Origin of the sequence: Dactylosporangium sp. CS-033363, assembly GCF_050942475.1 — a bacterium.
Lineage (GTDB): Bacteria > Actinomycetota > Actinomycetes > Mycobacteriales > Micromonosporaceae > Dactylosporangium.
In genome coordinates, this window is record NZ_CP192032.1 from 969730 (window position 1) to 988188 (window position 18459).

18 protein-coding genes and 1 pseudogene are annotated in these 18459 nt (G+C 71.9%); 12 read left to right on the top strand and 7 right to left on the bottom strand.

Features of this window, described 5'->3' with window-relative positions; genetic code table 11:
- Positions 1–2 precede the first annotated feature (2 nt).
- The 3 genes from ACQPZ4_RS04540 to ACQPZ4_RS04550 all read left to right on the top strand — a co-directional run bounded on the left by ACQPZ4_RS04540 (position 3) and on the right by ACQPZ4_RS04550 (position 2045).
- Positions 3–521, top strand: a complete 519-nt coding sequence (locus ACQPZ4_RS04540) for a SigE family RNA polymerase sigma factor (RefSeq protein ID WP_433056423.1) — start codon at positions 3–5, stop codon at positions 519–521.
- A complete protein-coding gene (locus ACQPZ4_RS04545) occupies positions 518–1570 on the top strand; it encodes a hypothetical protein (protein ID WP_433056425.1) in 1053 nt (350 codons plus the stop codon). Before ACQPZ4_RS04540 ends, ACQPZ4_RS04545 begins: the two co-directional genes overlap by 4 nt.
- 136 nt (positions 1571–1706) lie before the next feature.
- Positions 1707–2045 (top strand): YbjQ family protein, encoded by a 339-nt coding sequence (locus tag ACQPZ4_RS04550; protein ID WP_433056427.1) that lies wholly within the window; start codon positions 1707–1709, stop codon positions 2043–2045.
- Positions 2046–2056: 11 nt separating this feature from the next.
- Here ACQPZ4_RS04550 and ACQPZ4_RS04555 read toward each other — a convergent pair whose 3' ends face one another.
- Entirely contained in the window at positions 2057–3811 is a 1755-nt protein-coding gene (locus ACQPZ4_RS04555) for an acetyl/propionyl/methylcrotonyl-CoA carboxylase subunit alpha (RefSeq protein WP_433056429.1), read from the bottom strand.
- Positions 3812–3901: 90 nt separating this feature from the next.
- Here ACQPZ4_RS04555 and ACQPZ4_RS04560 point away from each other — a divergent pair, with 90 nt between their 5' ends.
- The 4 genes from ACQPZ4_RS04560 (at position 3902) to ACQPZ4_RS04575 (ending at position 7613) form a co-directional block, all read left to right on the top strand.
- Positions 3902–4537 carry a PadR family transcriptional regulator gene (locus tag ACQPZ4_RS04560; protein ID WP_433056431.1) on the top strand — a complete coding sequence of 212 codons (636 nt, stop codon included), beginning with the start codon at positions 3902–3904 and terminating at the stop codon, positions 4535–4537.
- A gap of 80 nt (positions 4538–4617) precedes the next feature.
- On the top strand, positions 4618–5571 hold the full coding sequence (locus ACQPZ4_RS04565; protein ID WP_433056433.1) for an ATP-binding cassette domain-containing protein: 954 nt from the start codon (positions 4618–4620) through the stop codon (positions 5569–5571).
- A 1-nt stretch (position 5572) separates the two neighbouring features.
- Positions 5573–6328, top strand: a complete 756-nt coding sequence (locus ACQPZ4_RS04570) for an ABC transporter permease (protein ID WP_433056435.1) — start codon at positions 5573–5575, stop codon at positions 6326–6328.
- 58 nt (positions 6329–6386) lie between these two features.
- Complete coding sequence (locus ACQPZ4_RS04575) at positions 6387–7613, top strand: MFS transporter (RefSeq protein ID WP_433056437.1); 1227 nt, start codon at positions 6387–6389, stop codon at positions 7611–7613.
- On the opposite strand, the gene ACQPZ4_RS04580 is transcribed toward ACQPZ4_RS04575, so the two are convergent.
- Positions 7528–8187 carry an O-methyltransferase gene (locus ACQPZ4_RS04580; RefSeq protein ID WP_433056439.1) on the bottom strand — a complete coding sequence of 220 codons (660 nt, stop codon included), beginning with the start codon at positions 8185–8187 and terminating at the stop codon, positions 7528–7530. The genes ACQPZ4_RS04575 and ACQPZ4_RS04580 overlap by 86 nt on opposite strands.
- Positions 8184–8780, bottom strand: coding sequence for a Maf family protein (locus ACQPZ4_RS04585; RefSeq protein ID WP_433056441.1), 597 nt, complete (start codon positions 8778–8780; stop codon positions 8184–8186). The genes ACQPZ4_RS04580 and ACQPZ4_RS04585 overlap by 4 nt, the downstream gene beginning before the upstream one ends.
- Positions 8781–8808: 28 nt before the next feature.
- Between ACQPZ4_RS04585 and ACQPZ4_RS04590 the strand changes: the two are divergent.
- Positions 8809–9096: pseudogene (locus tag ACQPZ4_RS04590) on the top strand (MscL family protein); the annotation flags it as partial.
- Between the two features lie 190 nt (positions 9097–9286).
- Here the strand turns inward: ACQPZ4_RS04590 and ACQPZ4_RS04595 are convergent.
- Positions 9287–9472 carry an acyl-CoA carboxylase subunit epsilon gene (locus ACQPZ4_RS04595; RefSeq protein WP_433056443.1) on the bottom strand — a complete coding sequence of 62 codons (186 nt, stop codon included), beginning with the start codon at positions 9470–9472 and terminating at the stop codon, positions 9287–9289.
- 166 nt (positions 9473–9638) lie between these two features.
- On the opposite strand from ACQPZ4_RS04595, the gene ACQPZ4_RS04600 reads away from it, so the two are divergent.
- Both ACQPZ4_RS04600 and ACQPZ4_RS04605 read left to right on the top strand, forming a co-directional pair.
- Entirely contained in the window at positions 9639–11783 is a 2145-nt protein-coding gene (locus tag ACQPZ4_RS04600) for a prealbumin-like fold domain-containing protein (protein ID WP_433056445.1), read from the top strand.
- Positions 11784–11846: 63 nt separating this feature from the next.
- A complete protein-coding gene (locus ACQPZ4_RS04605; protein ID WP_433056447.1) occupies positions 11847–13673 on the top strand; it encodes a serine/threonine-protein kinase in 1827 nt (608 codons plus the stop codon).
- A 3-nt stretch (positions 13674–13676) separates the two neighbouring features.
- Here the strand turns inward: ACQPZ4_RS04605 and ACQPZ4_RS04610 are convergent, their stop codons facing one another.
- Positions 13677–15308 (bottom strand): acyl-CoA carboxylase subunit beta, encoded by a 1632-nt coding sequence (locus ACQPZ4_RS04610; protein WP_433056449.1) that lies wholly within the window; start codon positions 15306–15308, stop codon positions 13677–13679.
- Here ACQPZ4_RS04610 and ACQPZ4_RS04615 point away from each other — a divergent pair.
- Positions 15307–16140: a biotin--[acetyl-CoA-carboxylase] ligase gene (locus ACQPZ4_RS04615; RefSeq protein WP_433066235.1), complete on the top strand. Its 834-nt coding sequence runs from the start codon at positions 15307–15309 to the stop codon at positions 16138–16140. The two genes, ACQPZ4_RS04610 and ACQPZ4_RS04615, sit on opposite strands and share 2 nt — an antisense overlap.
- Positions 16141–16276: 136 nt before the next feature.
- Positions 16277–16831 carry a PH domain-containing protein gene (locus ACQPZ4_RS04620; protein ID WP_433066238.1) on the top strand — a complete coding sequence of 185 codons (555 nt, stop codon included), beginning with the start codon at positions 16277–16279 and terminating at the stop codon, positions 16829–16831.
- A 164-nt stretch (positions 16832–16995) separates the two neighbouring features.
- On the opposite strand, the gene ACQPZ4_RS04625 is transcribed toward ACQPZ4_RS04620, so the two are convergent.
- Both ACQPZ4_RS04625 and ACQPZ4_RS04630 read right to left on the bottom strand, forming a co-directional pair.
- Positions 16996–17631, bottom strand: coding sequence for a GtrA family protein (locus tag ACQPZ4_RS04625; protein WP_433056451.1), 636 nt, complete (start codon positions 17629–17631; stop codon positions 16996–16998).
- A gap of 61 nt (positions 17632–17692) precedes the next feature.
- A complete protein-coding gene (locus tag ACQPZ4_RS04630; protein ID WP_433056453.1) occupies positions 17693–18202 on the bottom strand; it encodes a GtrA family protein in 510 nt (169 codons plus the stop codon).
- Between the last annotated feature and the right edge of the window lie 257 nt (positions 18203–18459).

Consider the following 18459-nt stretch of genomic DNA (forward strand, 5'->3'; position numbering starts at 1 on the left):
CTGTGCAGGTCGATTTCACCGAGTTCGTACTCGGGCGGTCGCATGCCCTGCTCCGCTTCGCCTACCTGCTGACCGGGGACCGTCACCTCGCCGAGGATCTCGTGCAGGAGGCGCTCGTCAGGGCGCACCGCCGCTGGTCCGGCATCGTCGGGGACGAGGGTCCCGAGCCCTACGTGCGAAAGACCATGCTGCGGCAGTACCTCTCGTGGCGCCGCCGCCGCAGCTTCGCCGAACGACCGATCGCCGAGATCCCCGAGCGCCCGACCGGGGACGCGGCGCACGACCTCGCCGAGACCGACGCGATGTGGACCCTGCTCCGCACGCTGCCGCGCTCGCCGCGCGCCGTCGTGGTCCTGCGCTACTACGAGGACCTGCCGGACGCGGAGATCGCCCGGCTCCTCGGCTGCTCCGAGTCCACCGTTCGAGTACACGCGTTCCACGCCCTGAAGAAGCTTCGTGCGGCCCTGAACACCGTCGACCACGACCGGGATGCCGCGTCCGCGCCGGGAGGCAGATCATGAACGACGACGAGGTCGAGGACCGGCTTCGCGACGCCCTGCGCGAGTTCGCGGGCGCCGCGCCGCCGGGCGGATCGATGCTGAGCACGGTCACCACGGAGTCGGCCCGCCGCGGCCGGCGCACCCGGATGGCCACCCGCGCCGTGGGGATCGCGGCCCTGGTGGCGATCGGGGCCGGGCTGCCGTACGCGCTGCGCGGCGGCGGTGGCGACCTGTCCCCGATGCCGGCGGCCCCGCCCTTCGTGGCATCGTCGGCCGCGGTCGCCGACCAGCCCGACCTCGTGCCGTCGACGGTGCCGGCCTCGGTCACCTTCCCGTTCACGGCCGCGGCCGGCAAGGGCTACGGCGAGCCGATGGTGATGCTGGCCGCGGCCCGTCCGACGCTGCTGCAGACCCTGAAGACGGGGGAGGGGCTGAGCGTGACGCTGTACGGCGAGCGGCCCGCCCCGCCGACCTCGAAGGCCCGCGCGACCGACGCGAAGATCGGCGGTCTGCCGGCCACGGCGTACCAGTGGTCCTGGTCCGACGACGACGCCGCGAACCCCGACACGGGGACGCGCGCGTCGCTGGTCTGGCAGCCGTCGGGCTCGTCCTGGCTCCGGCTGGACGCCGATGCGGGTGTACCGCTGGAGCGCCTGACCGAGTACGCCGCCTCCCTGCGGCCCGGACTGCAGAAGGCGCCCGCCCCGTTCACGTTCAAGGTGATGCCGGCCGGCTGGACCGTCGACAACATCAGCGGCGCGGTGGTCACCTTCGCCCCGCCCGGCGTCGGCCCGGACCAGTCCTTCGTCGACAAGATCGCCGTGCAGCTGGACGAGACCCCCGGGCTGGAGCCGAAGCTGGCCGGGCCGGAGACGGAGCCGGTGCTGGTGGGCGGCCGCAAGTCCTGGCTGACCACCACCGCGGACGGCCAGGACCTGCAGATTCCGGCCGAGGACGGGCGCTCCGTGCTGCTGCAGATCGGCGCGAAGGCGGTCCTGCCGCCGGACGTGCTGCTGCTGTTCGCGGCCGGCATCGTGGTCAACCCGTCGGCCCAGGTGAGCCACGGGTGAGTGCCGGTTAGGGCGGTCGCCGGGCGGGGAGTACCCGTCCGGCGGCGGTTGTCAGCGATGTCGCCCTGGGGTCAGATATCGGATGAATCGCCCGTAACGCCGCGTATGTGTCATAGCCCTGCATACCATCGATTTTGTGCTCGTAGTAACGACTGAGGGCCTACCGGGTTACGAGATCACCGCCGTGCTCGGCGAGGTGCTGGGCGTGGTGGCCACGTCCCGCAACCCGTTCGCGGCCGGCCTGCGCTCCACCGAGGGCGGCCCGGGCCAGGACATGTCCCAGTTCCTGGTCCAGACCCGCGCCCGCGCCGTCGGCCAGATGGTCCAGGCGGCGGAGAACCGCGGCGCCAACGCGATCGTCGGCATGCGCTTCGACCACCGCGACGTGACCAACACCTGGGTCGAGCTGTGCGCCTACGGCACCGCCGTGGTCGCCGTGCCCGTGCACTCCCGGACCGGCGCCCACGCGGCCTGACGTTTACCGGGCTACTTGATCTCGGCGACCACGGCACCGGACGAGACGACCTCGCCGACCTGGGCCTGCAGCCCGGTCACCACGCCCGCCTTGTGGGCGTTGAGCGGCTGCTCCATCTTCATCGCCTCGAGCACCACGATGAGGTCGCCCTCGGCCACGGTGTCCCCCTCGGCCACCGCGATCTTCACGATCGTCCCCTGCATCGGGCTGGTGAGCGAGTCGCCGCTCGCCGCCGCGCCGGCCTTCTTGCCCGCGGCCCGCTTGCGCGGTGCGGCCGCCGCCGCCGGCGCGCCCGCTCCGCCGATGGCGCCCAGCCCGGCCGGGAGCGAGACCTCGAGCCGCTTGCCGCCCACCTCGATCACGACCGTCGAGCGCGCCTCGGCCTCGGCGGTGTCGCCGGCCGCGGCGGTGAACGGCGGCACGTCGTTGTCCCACTCGGTCTCGATCCAGCGGGTGTGCACGCGGAACGGCGAGTCGGTGAAGGCCGGGTCGCGCACCACCTTGCGGTGGAAGGTCAGCGCGGTGGCCATGCCGTCCACGACCATCTCGTCGAGGGCCCGGCGGGAGCGCTCGATGGCCTGCTCGCGGGTCTCGCCGACGATGATGACCTTGGCCAGCAGGGAGTCGAAGTTGCCGCCGATGACGCTGCCGGACTCGATGCCGGTGTCGACGCGGACGCCGGGGCCGCTCGGCAGGGTCAGCTGGGTGACGGTGCCGGGCGCGGGCAGGAAGTTGCGGCCCGGGTCCTCGCCGTTGATGCGGAACTCGATCGCGTGCCCGCGCGGGGCCGGGTCGGCGTCGAAGCGCAGCTTCTCGCCGTCGGCCACCCGGAACTGCTCGCGGACCAGGTCGATGCCGGCGGTCTCCTCGCTGACCGGGTGCTCGACCTGCAGCCGGGTGTTGACCTCGAGGAATGAGATGGTGCCGTCGTTGCCGACGAGGTATTCCACCGTGCCGGCCCCGTGATAGCCGGCCTCGCGGCAGATCGCCTTGGCCGACTCGTGGATCTGGGCCCGCTGCTCGTCGGTGAGGAACGGCGCCGGGGCCTCCTCGACCAGCTTCTGGTGCCGCCGCTGCAGCGAGCAGTCGCGGGTGCCGACCACGATCACGTTGCCGTGCTGGTCGGCCAGGACCTGGGCCTCGACGTGGCGGGGCTGGTCGAGATAGCGCTCGACGAAGCACTCGCCACGCCCGAACGCGGCCACCGCCTCGCGCACGGCCGACTCGAACAGGGCCGGGATCTCCTCGATCGTGCGGGCCACCTTCAGCCCGCGCCCGCCGCCGCCGAACGCCGCCTTGATGGCCACCGGCAGCCCGTGCTCCTCGGCGAACGCGACGATCTCGGCCGCGTCGGCGACCGGCTCGGCGGTGCCGGGCACCAGCGGCGCGCCGGCCCGCTGGGCGATGTGCCGGGCGGTGACCTTGTCGCCGAGGTCGCGGATGGACTGCGGGCTGGGCCCGATCCAGGTGATCCCGGCGTCGAGCACGGCCTGGGCGAACTCCGCGTTCTCGGAGAGGAACCCGTAGCCGGGGTGCACCGCGTCGGCGCCCGCCCGCGTGGCCACGTCGATCAGCTTGTCGATGCGCAGATAGGTCTCCGCCGCCGAGTCGCCGCCCAGCGCGTAGGCCTCGTCCGCCAGCCGCGCGTGCAGCGCGTCGCGGTCGGAGTCGGCATAGACGGCGACGCTCGAGAGCCCGGCATCGCTGCAGGCCCGGATGACCCGGACGGCGATTTCACCCCGGTTGGCGATCAGTACCTTGCGCACGCAGGCAGTCTATGCCCGGAGTCCGACACTTTCCGTTGCCAAGAAAATCACTACCGGGCGTTAGTCAAAGTTTCCTATTACGCTTATGTCGTGTCTGTTACGCGTCTGATGATCCTCGGGCTGGTCCACTACCTCCAGCCGGTGCACGGCTACGACATCCGCAAGGAGCTGTCCAGCTGGAACGTGGAGAGCTGGGCCAACGTGCAGCCGGGCTCGATCTACCACGCCCTGCGCAAGATGTCCGAGGAGGGGCTGCTCGCCGAGGTGGCGACCGAGCAGGTCGGCAACCGCCCGGCCCGCACGGTCTACCGGATGACCCCGGCCGGCGCCGCCGAGTATCAGACGCTGCTGCGCCGGTACTGGTGGGAGTACCAGGAGCCGACCGACCCGTTCCTGGCCGCCTTCGCGTTCCTGCCGCACCTGCCGCGCTCCGAGGCCGTGGGGGCGCTGCGCGCGCGGGCCCGGCTGCTGGAGGGGTGGGTGGCGACCTATCGCGACAACGGCGACAAGTGGATGGACAACAAGCCGGTCCACGTCGGCTGGCAGTTCGAGCTGACGATGGCCCGGTGCGAGGCGGAGGCCCGCTGGTGCCACGACATCGCCGCCCGCATCGAGGCCGGCGAGGGTGTGCACCGCGACGAGGAGGGCGACGGCTCGACCGCCGAGGACTGGCGCCAGGCCATCCGGGCCGAGTACGGCGAGCCGGTCGACGACGAGGACGAGTAGTACGCGACATACTCAAGCTTGACCGAGAAAACTATATCGCGTTATGGTCTCCCTGCGAACACACAGACAGGGAGACGGACATGATCGAGACGAGGGGCCTGCGCAAGTCGTTCCGCTCCCGCGCCGGTCGCGAGAAGAAGGTCGTCGAGGCCGTCCGGGGCGTCGACCTCTCCGTCAAGGAGGGCGAGATCTTCGGGTTTCTCGGGCCGAACGGCGCGGGCAAGACCACGACGCTGCGGATGCTCGCCACGCTCATCACGCCGGACGGGGGCGAGGCCACCATCGCGGGGGCCGACCTGCTCAAGGACCCGGGCGAGGTGCGCCGGCGGATCGGCTACGTCGCGCAGGGCGGCAGCACCTGGGACGAGAGCACCGCGCGCGAGGAGCTCGTGCTGCAGGCCCGCTTCTACGGCATCGGCAAGGCCGAGGCGCAGCAGCGGGTCGTCAAGGCGCTCGACGCGTTCCAGCTGACCGAGTACGCGGACCGCCGCACCAAGACCTACTCCGGCGGCCAGCGCCGCCGGGTCGACATCGCGCTCGGGATCATCCACGAGCCGAAGATCGTCTTCCTGGACGAGCCGACCACCGGGCTCGACCCGCAGAGCCGCGCCCACATGTGGGACGAGGTGCGCCGCCTGCGCGACGAGGGCATGACGGTCTTCATCACCACGCACTACCTCGACGAGGCCGACGCCCTGTGCGACCGGATCGCGATCATGGACCACGGCGAGATCGTGGCCGAGGGCACCGTCGACGCCCTCAAGCGCGAGGTCGCCGGCGACGTGGTCACGGTCGGCGTCAACGGCAGCTCGGAGACCGCGGCCGGGCTGCTGGCCAACCAGGACTACGTGCGCAACATCGACCGCGCCGACGGGCGGCTGCGGCTGTACGTCACCGACGGCGCCACCGCCATCCCGCACATCCTGCGCCTGCTCGACCACGCGGGCGTGACCCTCGGCGAGATGGAGCTGCACCGGCCCAGCCTCGACGACGTGTTCCTCACCAAGACCGGCCGTTCCCTGAGGGAGAGCTGACATGAAGTTCCTCCGCGACACCTGGCTGGTCTTCCAGCGGCAGATGCAGCTCATGCTGCGCAATCCGGTCTGGCTGATCGTCGGGATCATCCAGCCCCTGTTCTACCTGCTGCTCTTCGCCCCGCTGCTCAAGCCGGCCCTGGGCGTGCAGAGCAACGCCGAGGCGTACAAACTCTTCGTGCCGGGCCTTCTGGTGCTGCTGGCCATGTTCGGCTCGCTGTTCACCGGCTTCGGCCTGATCGCCGAGCTGCGGGCCGGCGTCATCGAGCGCAGCCGGGTCACCCCGGTCAGCCGCTTCGCGCTGCTGGTCGGCCGCTCGCTGCGGGACGTGGTGTCGCTGCTGTTCCAGGCCCTGCTGATCGTGCTCATCGCGGTCGCGGTCGGGCTGCGGGTGAACACGCTCGACGTGCTGGCCGCGTTCGCCCTGATGGCGGTCGTCTCGCTGATGCTCTCGGCGTTCTCCTACGCCATCTCGCTCAAGCTGCGCAGCGAGGACGCGCTGGCCCCGCTGCTCAACACGATCTCCCAGCCGCTGCTGCTCACGGCGGGCATCCTGCTCCCGCTGACGTACGCGCCGAAGTGGCTCAAGACGGTCGCCGACTGGAACCCGTTCTCCTGGGCGGTCGACGGCGTGCGCGCCCTGTTCGACGGCAACGCCGGGGCCGACTCGGTCTGGCAGGCCGCGGTCGTCATCGGCGGGCTGGCCATCGTCACGGTGGTGTGGGCCTCGCGGGCCTTCGCCAAGGGCGTCCGCTGACGAAATCCGGTACGGGCGGCCCTCCTTCCGGGGCCGCCTGTACCGGTAACGTGACCGCGTGCCTCGTCTCGTGCGCGACCGGCTCACCTGGGTCATGTACGCCCAGCTGGCCCTGTGGGTCTACTTCATGTACGGCTTCGGCCCGGTGGCCCCGATCCTGCGCGACGAGCTGCACATCAGCCGCGGACTGGCCGGCCTGCACGGCACCGCCTTCGCCCTCGGCGGCGTGCTCGGCAGCCTGATGATGACCACCCTGACCCGGCGGCTGGGCCGGGCCCGGCTCATCTGGATCGGCCTGGCCTGCATCAGCACCGCCGCGCTGGGGATGTACGCCGCGCACCACCTGGCCCTGACCCTGACCTTCGCCACGCTGGCCAGCGTCGGCTCGGCCTTCACGGTCAACGCGATCAACACCGCGCTGACCGACCACCACGGCCCCGCCGCGCCGGCCGCGATCAGCGAGGCCAACGCCGCCGCGGCCGCCGTGGGCCTGGTCGCCCCGCTGGTGGTGGGGGCCACGTACGCAGCCGGCTGGGGCTGGCGCTCGGGCCTGGCCGTGGTGGTCGTCCCGGCGCTCGCCGTCGCCTGGTACGCGTGGCGCACGGGCGTGAAGCCGCCCGAGCCCGCCGGCTTCGGCCGCGAGCGGGTGCCCCACCGTCCCCTGCCGGAGGCGTTCTGGCTGGCCCTGACCAGCCTCTTCGCCACCGGCGCGATCGAGATCTGCCTGACGCTGTGGGGCAGCGAGGTGCTCCGCGAGCACGCCCACGTCTCGGCCGGCGTGGCCACCGCCGGCGTCTCGGCGCTGATCGCGGGCATGGTCGTCGGCCGGCTCGTCGGCGGCCGCCTGCTGCTGGTGTTCCGCCCGTCGCGGATGCTGCTGGTGGCGCTCGGCGTGTGCCTGGCCGGCTTCGCGGTGTTCTGGCTGGCGACGCTGCCCTGGCTGGCCATGGCCGGCCTGGCCCTGACCGGCACCGGGATGGGGCTGCACTATCCGCTGGGCATGAGCCTGGCCCTGGCCCACTCCGACGGCCAGCCGGACCTCGCCGCCGCCCGCACCTCGTTCGCCGTGGGCGTCGCGTTCGGCGTGGCCCCGTTCGCGCTGGGCGCCCTGGCCGACCGGGTCGGCCCGCACCCCGCGTTCCTGCTGGTCCCGCTGTTCGCGGTGGTGTCGGCGGCGGCGATCGTCCGGCTGGACCGGATTACAAGCGTCGCGCGATCGTCAGGCCGTCCGCCAGCGGCAGCAGCACCGATTCCACCCGCTCGTCCGCCAGCACGTACCGATTGAACTCGACCATGGCGATGGTGCCCGCGTCGCCGGGGTCGGGGTCGATGATGTGCCCGTGCCGCAGCACGTTGTCGACCAGGATCAGCCCGCCCGGGCGCATCCGCGGGACCAGCGCCTCCCAGTAGGTCAGGTAGCCGGTCTTGTCGGCGTCGATGAAGGCCAGGTCCAGGTGCGGCTCGCCGGGCAGGGTCGAGAGGGTCTGCGCGGCCGGGCCGATCCGCAGCTCGATGCGGTCGTCCAGGCCGGCCCGCTTCCAGTAGCGCCGGGCGATGCTCGTGAACTCGTCGGACACGTCGAAGCAGGTCAGGCGGCCGCCCTCGGCCAGCCCGCGGGCGATCGCGATCGACGACAGGCCGGTGAACGTGCCGATCTCGACGGCCTGGCGCGCGCCGATGATGCGGGTCAGCAGCGTCATGAAGCCGGCCTGGTCGGGCGCGATCTGCATGCCCTGGTCCTCCGGCAGCACCCGCGCGGTCTCGTCGATCAGGTCGCGGACGATGTCGTCGGGCGCGCTGCCGTTGGCCACCACGTAGTCGTGCAGTTCCGGGCTGAGCGCGAGCGTCTCCTTGGTCATGAGGACCAGAGTGACACGAGTGGCACGCCCAGACGGGCCAGCAGCAACCGCAGCGTCGGTACCGACAACCCGACCACGTTCGTGTGGTCGCCCTCGATCCCGGTGACGAACGCGCCCCCGAGCCCGTCGATCGTGAACGAGCCGGCCACCTCGAGCGGCTCGCCCGTGGCCACGTAGGCCGCGATCTCCTCGTCGTCCGGGGTCGCGAAGTGCACCGTGGTGCCCACGACCTCCTCGGCCGCCGCCCCGGTCGCGGCGTCGAGCAGGCAGTGCCCGGTGTACAGCACGCCCGAGCGCCCCCGCATCGCCCGCCAGCGCGCGGTCGCCTCCGCCGCGGTGCCCGGCTTGCCGAGGATCTGCCCGTCGAAGGCGAGTACCGAGTCGCAGCCCAGGACGAGCGCGTCGGACTCGCCGAGCGTGCCCAGGACGGCCCGGGCCTTCAGCCCGGCCAGCGTCTGGGCCAGCGAGGCCGCGTCGCCGGCCTGGACCACCGACTCGTCGACGCCGCTCACGATCACCTGGGCCGCGATGCCGGCCTGGGCGAGCAGCCTGCGCCGGGCGGGACTCGCCGAGGCGAGGATGAAGGTCTTCACGTCCGGAAACGTTAGCGAACTACCATCTATGACCGTGCGCAGGCTGTGGGCGGAGTTCAAGGCGATCGCCATCGGGGGCTCGGTCCTCGACCTGGCGCTCGGGTTCATCATCGGCACCGCGTTCGCGACGCTGATCCAGTCCTTCGTGACGAACCTGTTCCTGCAGGCGATCGCGGCCGCGGTCGGGCAGCCGGACTTCAAGAACCTCGCGATCAACGTGCATCACACGCCGATCCGGTACGGCACGTTCCTCAACGATCTGCTGCAGTTCGTCCTGCTCGCGGTGGGCCTGTTCATCGTCATCAAGTTCATGACGCTGATCGGCGTCGAGCGCGGCCGCTCCCTCGAGCTGCGCAACTGCCCGTACTGCCTCGACCGCATCCCGTCGGCCGCGCTGACCTGCCGGTCCTGCGGTCAGCAGCTGGTGGCCGACCTGCCCGACCCGCAGGAGGCGGAGCGGCTGCAGCTGGAGCGCGAGGCCCGCAAGTGGCCCACGCTCCCGCCGATCACGATCCCGCGACGGCGCGCCACTGGCGGGCCCGACCCGGACGAGCACTCCGCGCCCAGCGGGACTGCGGACGAGCCGGAGCGCCCGGCGCCGGAGCGAGGCTGAACAGCGCGCCCACGATCGCGGCCACCTCCTCGGGGGTCGGCGTGCCGCGCACCACCCTGAACAGCGGCTCCTCGGTCACGTAAGCCTCCCGCACATGTTCGCGAAACGTTGCCGTCCTGCGAGCATACGCACACCCCAGCAGCGCATACTCGAACGGAACGGGAGTCGATGGCGAATTGGGGGGCGCATTGACAAACGTCCTGTTTCGCCGAATCTCTGCCGCTGCATCGATCGTCTTCGCTGTCGTGCTGCTCGGCGCGGCCAGTCCGGCGTCGGCCCGCGAGGGCGAGACGCCCGCCTCGGTGTCCGCGTCGCTGCACTACCAGGTCACGTTCGTGGCCCGGGCCTGCGAGAACTACCAGAGCGTCATGGGCAACCGGGTCCGCGACGACAACGCCGAGAACGCGGCGCCGACCGGGCGCACCAACGCGTACCACGACGGCAACGAGGTCGACCCCGGCGTCGAGGCGGCCAACTCGGGCGGCTGCGCCCCGCTGAACGGGTGGCAGTTCTCACTCGGGCCCGGCCGCGAGAAGAAGGGCGCCCTGTCCACCATCACGACCCCGGGCACCGGCTCGGGGCCGACCGCGGCCGGCGTGCAACTGCTCGACCGCACCGGGCAGAAGACCGGCAGCACGATCGACGGCGCGGTCACCGTGACGCTCACCGACGAGCAGGCCAAGGCGGCCGCCGAGCACAAGCTGTGGGTCCAGGGCGGCACGCCCGGCGATCCGCTGATGGCCGGCGCGCAGTCCGGCCAGGCCGGCTTCGGCTTCGGCGCCCTGCGCTGCGCGGTCGACGGCCACGCGAACGCGAACGTGCAGTGGATCGGCTACCCGTCCGGCGCCCGGCACGTCTTCTGCTTCGCGTACTACGTCAAGGCCGCCCAGCCCGCCGGGACGCTCATCGTGCGGGCGCGGACCAGCACGCCGATCTCGTACCCGCAGCAGTTCGCCTTCGACGCCAGCCCCAGCTACACGCTGAACAAGCGGATCTCGGTCGACACCAAGACCGACGCCACCTTCGTGCGCAGCGCGGGCGGGGCGCCGGGCACGGTCGTGGCCCACGCCCCCGACGGCTGGACGCTCGCCGGCGCGAGCTGCACCAAGAGCGGCGCCGGGCGGAGCCTGGCCACGGCCGACGTCCCGACCGCCACGGCCACCGTCACGCTGTCCGCGGGCGAGGTCGTCACGTGCACGTTCACCTTCACGCCGCCGCCCTCCCCGCCCGGTCTGACCCTCCGCCTGTACTCCGACGTGCCCGGCGGCGCCTTCGACCTCACGCTCGGCGATCCGGCCGGCGGCCCGCCCCGGCACCTGAGCGCGACCGCGACCGGCGACGGCTCGGCCTCCGTGGCCACCGGCGCCGACCTCGGCGCGGTGCTGCCCGGCGCGTACCCGGTCACCGTGACCGCCCCGGCCGGGGACACCGCCGCGTGGAGCCTGGCCGGCGCCGGCTGCGGCGAGCAGGAGCTCAAGCCGGACAAGCTGACGGTCACGATCACGGTGACCCCCGGCGCGCCGGCCGACTGCACCCTGCGCGTGACCCGCAAGGCCGGCGCGATCGAGCTGCGCGCGGTCACCGTCGGCGGCACCGGGGCCGCCTCGTTCGCCGTCACCCCGCACAACGCGGGCCAGCCGGGCTGGTCCGGCGTGGCGACCACGGCCGGGCTGGGCGAGCCGGCGGTGGCCAAGGGCGACGTCCCCGCCTCGCTGGCGTTCGGCGAATACCTGGTCATCCCGGTCGCGCCGATCTCCACCGTGGAGGGCAGCTGGCGGCTGAGCTCGTTCGCGTGCGACCCCGGCGAGTCGGTGGGCACCGACGACGGCGCGGCCGGCGTGGTGCCGCTGACCGCCGGCGAACCCGCCGCCAAGTGCACGGCCACCTACACCTTCGACCCGGCCCGGCAGCTGCAGCTCACCGTGCGCTTCGCGGGCGACGTGGCCGGCCGCGCGGGCGCCGTGGTGGTCGACATCGACTGCGAGGACGGCTCGGCCGGCCGGGCCGTGCTGGCCGGCGACGACAACAGCGAGGCCTCGCTCCCGGCCCCGCTGGGCTTCCTGGCCCCGACCAGGTGCACCATCCAGCAGCCGGAGGCCCCGGCGGCCAAGAACGCCGCGGTGACGGTGGCCGGCGTGGTCAACCCCAACCCGGGCAACGCGCCGCTGGAGATCCCCGGCGCGGTGCAGGTCGGGGCCGACAACGTGCAGGACGCCGAGGACTACACGGTCGTCGTCACGGTCACCTTCGACACCGGCAGGTCCGGGCCGACCCAGCAGAAGGTGCTCGACACGGTGCGGATCCTGCCGGTCGCGCTCATCGGGGCCGGGCTGGTCGGCATCGGATTGATCATCCTTTTGATCATGGTCCTGCGCTCGCGTACGGACTGATGTTGGATCTTCACCAGAACCGGGGTTTTTCCGGGGTGCATGGGTTGGGTAACTTTCTTGGTGATGACGCCGCCCAGGCCCCTGGTCGCCGAGCGCTACCGCTTGCTCGAGCAGCTCGGTTCCGGAGGCATGGGCGTGGTCTGGCTGGCCCGCGACGAGATGCTGCGCCGGGACGTGGCCATCAAGGAGGTCATCCCGCCGGAGGGGCTCACCCCGCAGGAGCGTGACGAGCTGCGGCTGCGCACCCTGCGGGAGGCGCGCGCGGCGGCCCGGCTCAACGACGCCAACGTGGTGCGGATCTACGACGTCGTGCACGACGAGCAGGCGCCGTGGATCGTCATGGAGTACGTCCCGTCGCGCTCCCTGCACCAGGTGATCACCGACGACGGCCCGCTGCCGCCCGAGCGGGTGGCCACGATCGGCCTGGCCGTCCTCGGCGCGCTGCGGGCCGCGCACGCCGCCGGCGTCATGCACCGCGACGTGAAGCCCGGCAACGTGCTGCTCGCCGACACCGGCCGGGTCGTGCTCACCGACTTCGGCCTGGCCGTCTTCGAGGGCGGCGACGGCGCCGTGACCCGGCCGGGGCTGATCCTGGGCTCGCCGCAGTACATCTCGCCCGAGCGGGCCCGCGAGGGCACCTCCGGCCCCGAATCGGACATGTGGTCGCTCGGCGCCACGCTGTACGCCGCGGTCGAGGGGCGCTCGCCGTACGCCCGCACGACGACGTACGCGACGCTGACCGCCCTGGCCACCGAGGAGCCCGACCCGCCCATCCGCGCCGGCGTGATGAAGCCGGTGCTGGCCGCGCTGCTGCGCAAGGACCCGCGGGCCCGGGCCGGCGCGGCCGAGACCGAGCGGCTCCTGCAGCGCGCCGCGGCGGGCGAGGGCCGGCCCTGGTGGAGCATGCCCGCCCTGCCCCGCCCGCGCCGCTCCCGCGAGGGGCACACGGGCGGCACCGGGAGCTCGAGCCCGACCCCGGTGGGCGCCCACGTCAGCCCGATCAGCGCCGACCCGGGCATCGCCGCGGACGTGTCGCCCGCCCCAGTCTCGCTGCTGCACGCGTACGGCCGCCCGGCCCCGAGCCCGTCACCCGCCCCCGCGCCCCCGCCCGCGCCGGTGGTGAAGAGCTCGTCCGGCTCCGGCGACCAGCTGGTGCCGCTGCGCTGGGTCGACGACGAGGCGGACGCCACCGTGCCGCGCGCGCAGCGGCGCTGGTGGCTCGTGGCGGGCGCGGCCACCGTGGTGCTCGTGGTGGCCGCCGTCCTGCTGCTGAGCGACACCCGCGACGACGCACCGCCGAACGCCGGCCCGATCGGCGGCGTGCGCACCACCGCAGCCCCGGCCAAGGCCGGCCCGGCCTCCCCGACCCCGACGAAGTCTCCGGTCGTGCTCGGCAGCATCGGCGGCGACACGATCCAGGCGCCGAACGGGTTCGAGTGGGTCGAGCGCCCCGACCTCGGCTGGCGGGTGGCGTTGCCGATCGGCTGGGTCGAGCAGGACCGGACGCCGGGGGACCCGATGGTCTACTTCGCGTCGAACATCGTGCCCGGGATGCGGGTCGGCATCGCCACGACCTCGAAGCCCCCGACCGCCGGGGCGGTGCAGTCCGCGGAGGCGCAGGAGTCCGCCCGGCTCAAGCAGAACCCCTTCCCGAACTACGAGAAGCTCGGGATCAAGCCGGTCAAGGACTACTGGGGCGACTGCGCGGAGTGGCAGTACACCTACGACAGCTCCCAGGGGCACATGCGCGTGTCCAGCCTGGGCTGCCGGGTCCGCCCCGACCTGGGGCTGACCCTCTACTGGGAGTGCACCACCGACATGTGGGTCCAGCCGACGGCGCACAACACCTACGGCATCATCTACGGCAGCCTGCAGCCCAAGACCGGGTAGCGGCTACAGCGGGATGTTGCCGTGCTTCTTGGGCGGCAGGGTCTCGCGCTTCGTGCGCAGCAGCCGGAGGGCGCGGACGATCTCGACGCGGGTGGTCGAGGGCGGGATGACGCCGTCGATGTAGCCACGCTCGGCCGCCACGTACGGGTTGGCCAGCGTGTCCTCGTACTCCTGGATCAGCTCGGCCCGCACCGCGGCCGGGTCGTCGGCGTCGCGCAGCTCCTGGCGGTACAGGATGTTCACCGCGCCCTGGGCGCCCATGACCGCGATCTGGGCGGTCGGCCAGGCGAAGTTCAGGTCGGCGCCGAGATGCTTGGAGCCCATGACGTCGTACGCGCCGCCGTAGGCCTTGCGGGTGATGACGGTGACCTTGGGTACCGTCGCCTCGGCGTAGGCGTAGATCAGCTTGGCGCCGCGGCGGATGATGCCGTCCCACTCCTGGCCGGCCCCGGGCAGGAAGCCGGGCACGTCGACGAACGTCAGGATCGGGATGTTGAAGGCGTCGCAGGTGCGCACGAAGCGCGCGGCCTTCTCCGAGGCGTCGATGTCCAGGCAGCCGGCGAAGTGCATCGGCTGGTTGGCGACCACGCCGACCGGGTGGCCCTCGACGCGGCCGAAGCCGACCACGATGTTCTGCGCGAACAGCGGCTGCACCTCGAGGAAGTCCTCGACGACCGACTCGACAACCGCGTGGATGTCGTACGGCTGGTTGGCCGAGTCCGGGATCAGCGAGTCGAGCGCCAGGTCCTCGTCGGTGACCTCCAGGGCGGCCGGCGCGGCTGTGGATTGGTCTGACACCGGCGCGTCGTCCATGTTGTTCGACGGGAGGTACGACAGCAGCGCCCTGACATAGTCGATCGCGTCGTCCTCGTCGGCGGCCAGGTAGTGCGCGTTGCCCGACTTGGTGTTGTGCGTGCGGGCCCCGCCCAGCTCCTCCATGGCGATGTCCTCGCCGGTGACCGTCTTGATGACGTCGGGGCCGGTGATGAACATGTGCGAGGTCTGGTCGACCATCACGGTGAAGTCGGTGACGGCGGGGGAGTAGACCGCGCCGCCCGCGCAGGGTCCCATGATCAGCGAGATCTGCGGGATGACGCCGGACGCGCGGACGTTGCGGAAGAAGATCTCGCCGTACAGGCCCAGGGAGACCACGCCCTCCTGGATGCGCGCGCCGCCCGAGTCGTTGATGCCGATGACCGGGCAGCCGATCTTCATGGCCAGGTCCATCACCTTGACGATCTTCTCGCCGAAGACCTCGCCGAGGCTGCCGCCGAAGACCGTGAAGTCCTGCGCGAACACGCACACCTGGCGGCCGTCGACGGTGCCGTAGCCGGTGACCACGCCGTCGCCGTACGGCCGGGTCTTGTCCAGGCCGAAGTTGGTCGACCGGTGCCGGGCCAGCTCGTCCAGCTCGACGAACGAGCCGGGGTCGAGCAACAGGTCGATGCGTTCCCGGGCGGTCTTCTTGCCGCGGGCGTGCTGCTTCTCCACCGCGCGGGCCGAACCGGCGTGGACCGCCTCTTCGGTGCGGCGCTGCAGATCTGCGAGCTTTCCGCCCGTCGTGTGGATGTCGGCCTGCTCAATGGTCACGTGCGAAAGCCTAATCGCGACGACATAGGGTCGAGCTGTGAACATTTCCACCGGTGCCTGGTCGGACCTCGGACGGCCCCCGCTGCGCCCGGCGGCGCTGCGCCGTGCGCTGGTCGTGCCGGGCGGGCTCTGGACGGATCTGCGGGTCGTACCGGAGACCGGCTCGACCAACGCCGACGCGATCGCCGCGGCCCGGGAGGGCGCCCCGCAGGGCCTGGTCATCGTGGCCGAGCGGCAGATCGCCGGGCGGGGGCGGCTGGGCCGGCAGTGGGAGTCGCCGCCGCGGGCCGGGCTGGCGCTGAGCGTGCTGCTGCGCCCCACGGTGCCGCCGGCCCGGCTGGGCTGGCTGCCGCTGCTGGCCGGGGTGGCGCTGGCCGAGGCGGTGCGCCGGATCGCCCGCATCGACGCCTACCTCAAGTGGCCGAACGACCTGCTCCTGCAGGGCGACCGCAAGACCGCCGGGATCCTGGCCGAGGCGGCCGACGGCGCCGTGGTCCTCGGCATCGGGCTCAACGTCACGCTGCGTGAGGACGAGCTGCCGCGGCCCGACGCGACGTCGCTGGCGCTGGCCGGCGCCGAGAACACGGACCGTGACCCCCTGCTGCGGGCACTGCTGCGCGCGCTCGCGGACTGGTACACCCGCTTCGCCGAACACGGCGGCGACCCCGAGGCCTCGGGCCTGCGCGAGGCGTACATCTTCCACTGCGGCACCATCGGCCGCCGGGTGAGCGTGGACCTGCCGGGCGGCTCGGTGCTCGAGGGGCAGGCCAGCGGCATCGACGTCGACGGACGCCTGCAGGTCACGGACCGGTTCGGCGCCGTGCGGACGGTCGCGGCCGGCGACGTGGTGCACGCGCGGCTGGACACGTCCGGCTAGGCGGTGCTCACCCGCGGCCGGACACGTCCGGCCAGGCGGTACTCACCCGCGGCTGGACACGTCCGGCTAGGCGATGCCGCAGTGTGGCACGAAGGGTCTAGCCTCACCTCCGACATTCATGATTGAGGAGGATTTCGTGGGGTTCCCGGAAAGCGTCCTGACCAAGGACGAGCAGGTGGTGCTGCACCTGCACCCCCACTGGAAGGCTTTGTTCCTGCCGGTGGTCTGGTTTGTGCTGGCCGCGGCGGCGGTCGTGGTGCTGGCGATCTTCACGGGCTGGGGCATGATCCCCATGCTCATCGTGGGCGGCGTGGCCCTGATCCTGGTCATCGTGGTCACCGTGTGGCCGTGGATCAAGTGGCGGACCACCCACTACGTGTTCACCAACGAGCGGGTCATCATGCGCAGCGGCGTCTTCTCGCGCAGCGGCCGCGACATCCCGATGGGCCGGATCAACGACGTGTCGTTCTCGCACTCGCTGTTCGAGCGGATGCTCGGCTGCGGCACGCTGACCATCGAGTCGGCCGGTGAGCGCGGCCAGGTCCAGCTGACCGACCTGCCGCAGGTGGAGAAGACCCAGAGCGTGCTGTACGAGCTGGTCGACGCGGACCGGCAGAAGCACACCTTCGGCGACGACGACCGCGACGCGCTGGTCAGGGAGATCAAGAACGACGCGGAGCCGGCGAACTGACCTTCGCGTTCTCCGGCTTTTCCGGACCCCCGTCAGCGCTTCGCGACGGGGGTCTGCCGTTGCTCGGCCGCCGGCTTCAGCGCTTCGCGGCGGGGGTGTGCCGTCGCTCGGTCGGCGGCATCAGCGCTTTGCGGCCGGGGTCGGCCGTTCCTCGGGGGACGGCTTCAGCGCTTCGCGGCGGGGGTTTCCAGTTCCTCGGCGGGCTGGCGGGGCGCGGGCGGGTTGGCCGGCTGGTCGGAGAAGGCGGCCTCCAGGGCCTCCATCTGCCGCTCGTCCGGGGCGATGACCGCGGTCTCGGAGAAGGCCACTTCCAGCGCCTCGATCTCGCGCGCCTCGGCGCTGACAGCCGGCTCGGAGGTGAAGACCCACGTGCGGTACGCCCAGAAGCGGAAGATCATCGCCATCCCGATGCCCGCGGCGTTGGCGATGTTGAACGCCAGCCGGTCGTCGGGGTTGGCCTCGCTGAAGTGCAGGCCGTACTTGGCCACCGCCAGCGCGGACTCCTGGATGAGCAGGCCGACGCCGTTGAGCGCGAAGAACAGCACGGACTCGCGGCGCATGCTGCCGCTCTCCCGGCCCTTGTAGGTCCACTGGCGGTTGAGCAGGTACGAGACCAGGGTGCCGACGAGCACCGCGATGATCTTGGCCTTCAGTGGTCCGATGAAGAGCAGGGCGTTGACCAGGATGAAGTCAACGGCCGTGTTGACGCAGCCCACCGCGCCGAACTTGAACAACTCGGTCGCGAGCGCGTGGTAGCGCTCGGGAAGAAAGCGGTCGCGGAGTCTGCTGGCGAATCGCACCGGCCAACCTTACGGTAAGCGACCAAACCGCGCGCGGGCCCGAGGCCGAGTGCGGGACAGGTCACCCTGCCGACTCACTCCGGGTGACGGCGGGGGTGCCCGCGGTGTCGTCCGGGCGCTTGCGGAAGACGACCTGACGGTACGAGATGAACCGGAACGCGGTGCCCAGGACGAGCCCGACGCCGTTCTTGGAGATGTTGTCCGCCAGCCGGCCGGTGTAGCCCAGGCCGTAGTGGCTCACCCACAGGCAGGTCAGCGCGATGAGCAGGCCGCCCAGGTTGAACAGGAAGTAGAGCGCGTACTCCCGGCGCAGGTCGGTGCGGGCCCGGTCGCGCCAGGTCCAGTACCGGTTGCCGATGAACGCGCAGGTGGCCGCGACCGTCATCGAGATCGCCCCGGCGACCAGCGAGTTCATCACCCCGAGGAGGAGGTTGAACACGACGGTGTCGATGACGAAGGTGATCAGGCCGATGGTGCCGAACTTGCCCACCTCGCGGACCAGGCCCTCGAAGCGCGCGTAGAGCTTCTGCACGAGGGACGGCGGGCGGGTCGGCGACTGCAGGTCGGTCACGCAGGACAGGGTAAGGCACGGCAGGCTTTGCGCAGTAATGCGCGCTGAACGAAAAGTTCGCGCGAATTTCTGCGTACGGGCTTGAAAGTCTCTCGTTCTTGTGCAGGTTTTCACAAGCTCCGGCGCTGCCGGGGACCTTGTGCGGGCCTAGGCTGAGAGAAACCCGCCGGATTTCGAACGACGCGCTCGCACCATCGCGCGCCGCGCTTTCGCGCACCCTTCCGGCGGTTGCGAGGTCAATGCCGACCCTGAGGAGT

What these genes read in the sequence shown, in the direction of transcription:
- ACQPZ4_RS04545 (WP_433056425.1), top strand. Translation starts at nt 518, where the DNA reads ATGAACGACGACGAGGTCGAGGACCGGCTTCGCGACGCCCTGCGCGAG.
- ACQPZ4_RS04565 (WP_433056433.1), top strand. Translation starts at nt 4,618, where the DNA reads ATGATCGAGACGAGGGGCCTGCGCAAGTCGTTCCGCTCCCGCGCCGGT.
- ACQPZ4_RS04570 (WP_433056435.1), top strand. Translation starts at nt 5,573, where the DNA reads ATGAAGTTCCTCCGCGACACCTGGCTGGTCTTCCAGCGGCAGATGCAG.
- ACQPZ4_RS04580 (WP_433056439.1), bottom strand. Translation starts at nt 8,187, where the DNA reads ATGACCAAGGAGACGCTCGCGCTCAGCCCGGAACTGCACGACTACGTG.
- ACQPZ4_RS04605 (WP_433056447.1), top strand. Translation starts at nt 11,847, where the DNA reads ATGACGCCGCCCAGGCCCCTGGTCGCCGAGCGCTACCGCTTGCTCGAG.
- ACQPZ4_RS04610 (WP_433056449.1), bottom strand. Translation starts at nt 15,308, where the DNA reads ATGTTCACAGCTCGACCCTATGTCGTCGCGATTAGGCTTTCGCACGTG.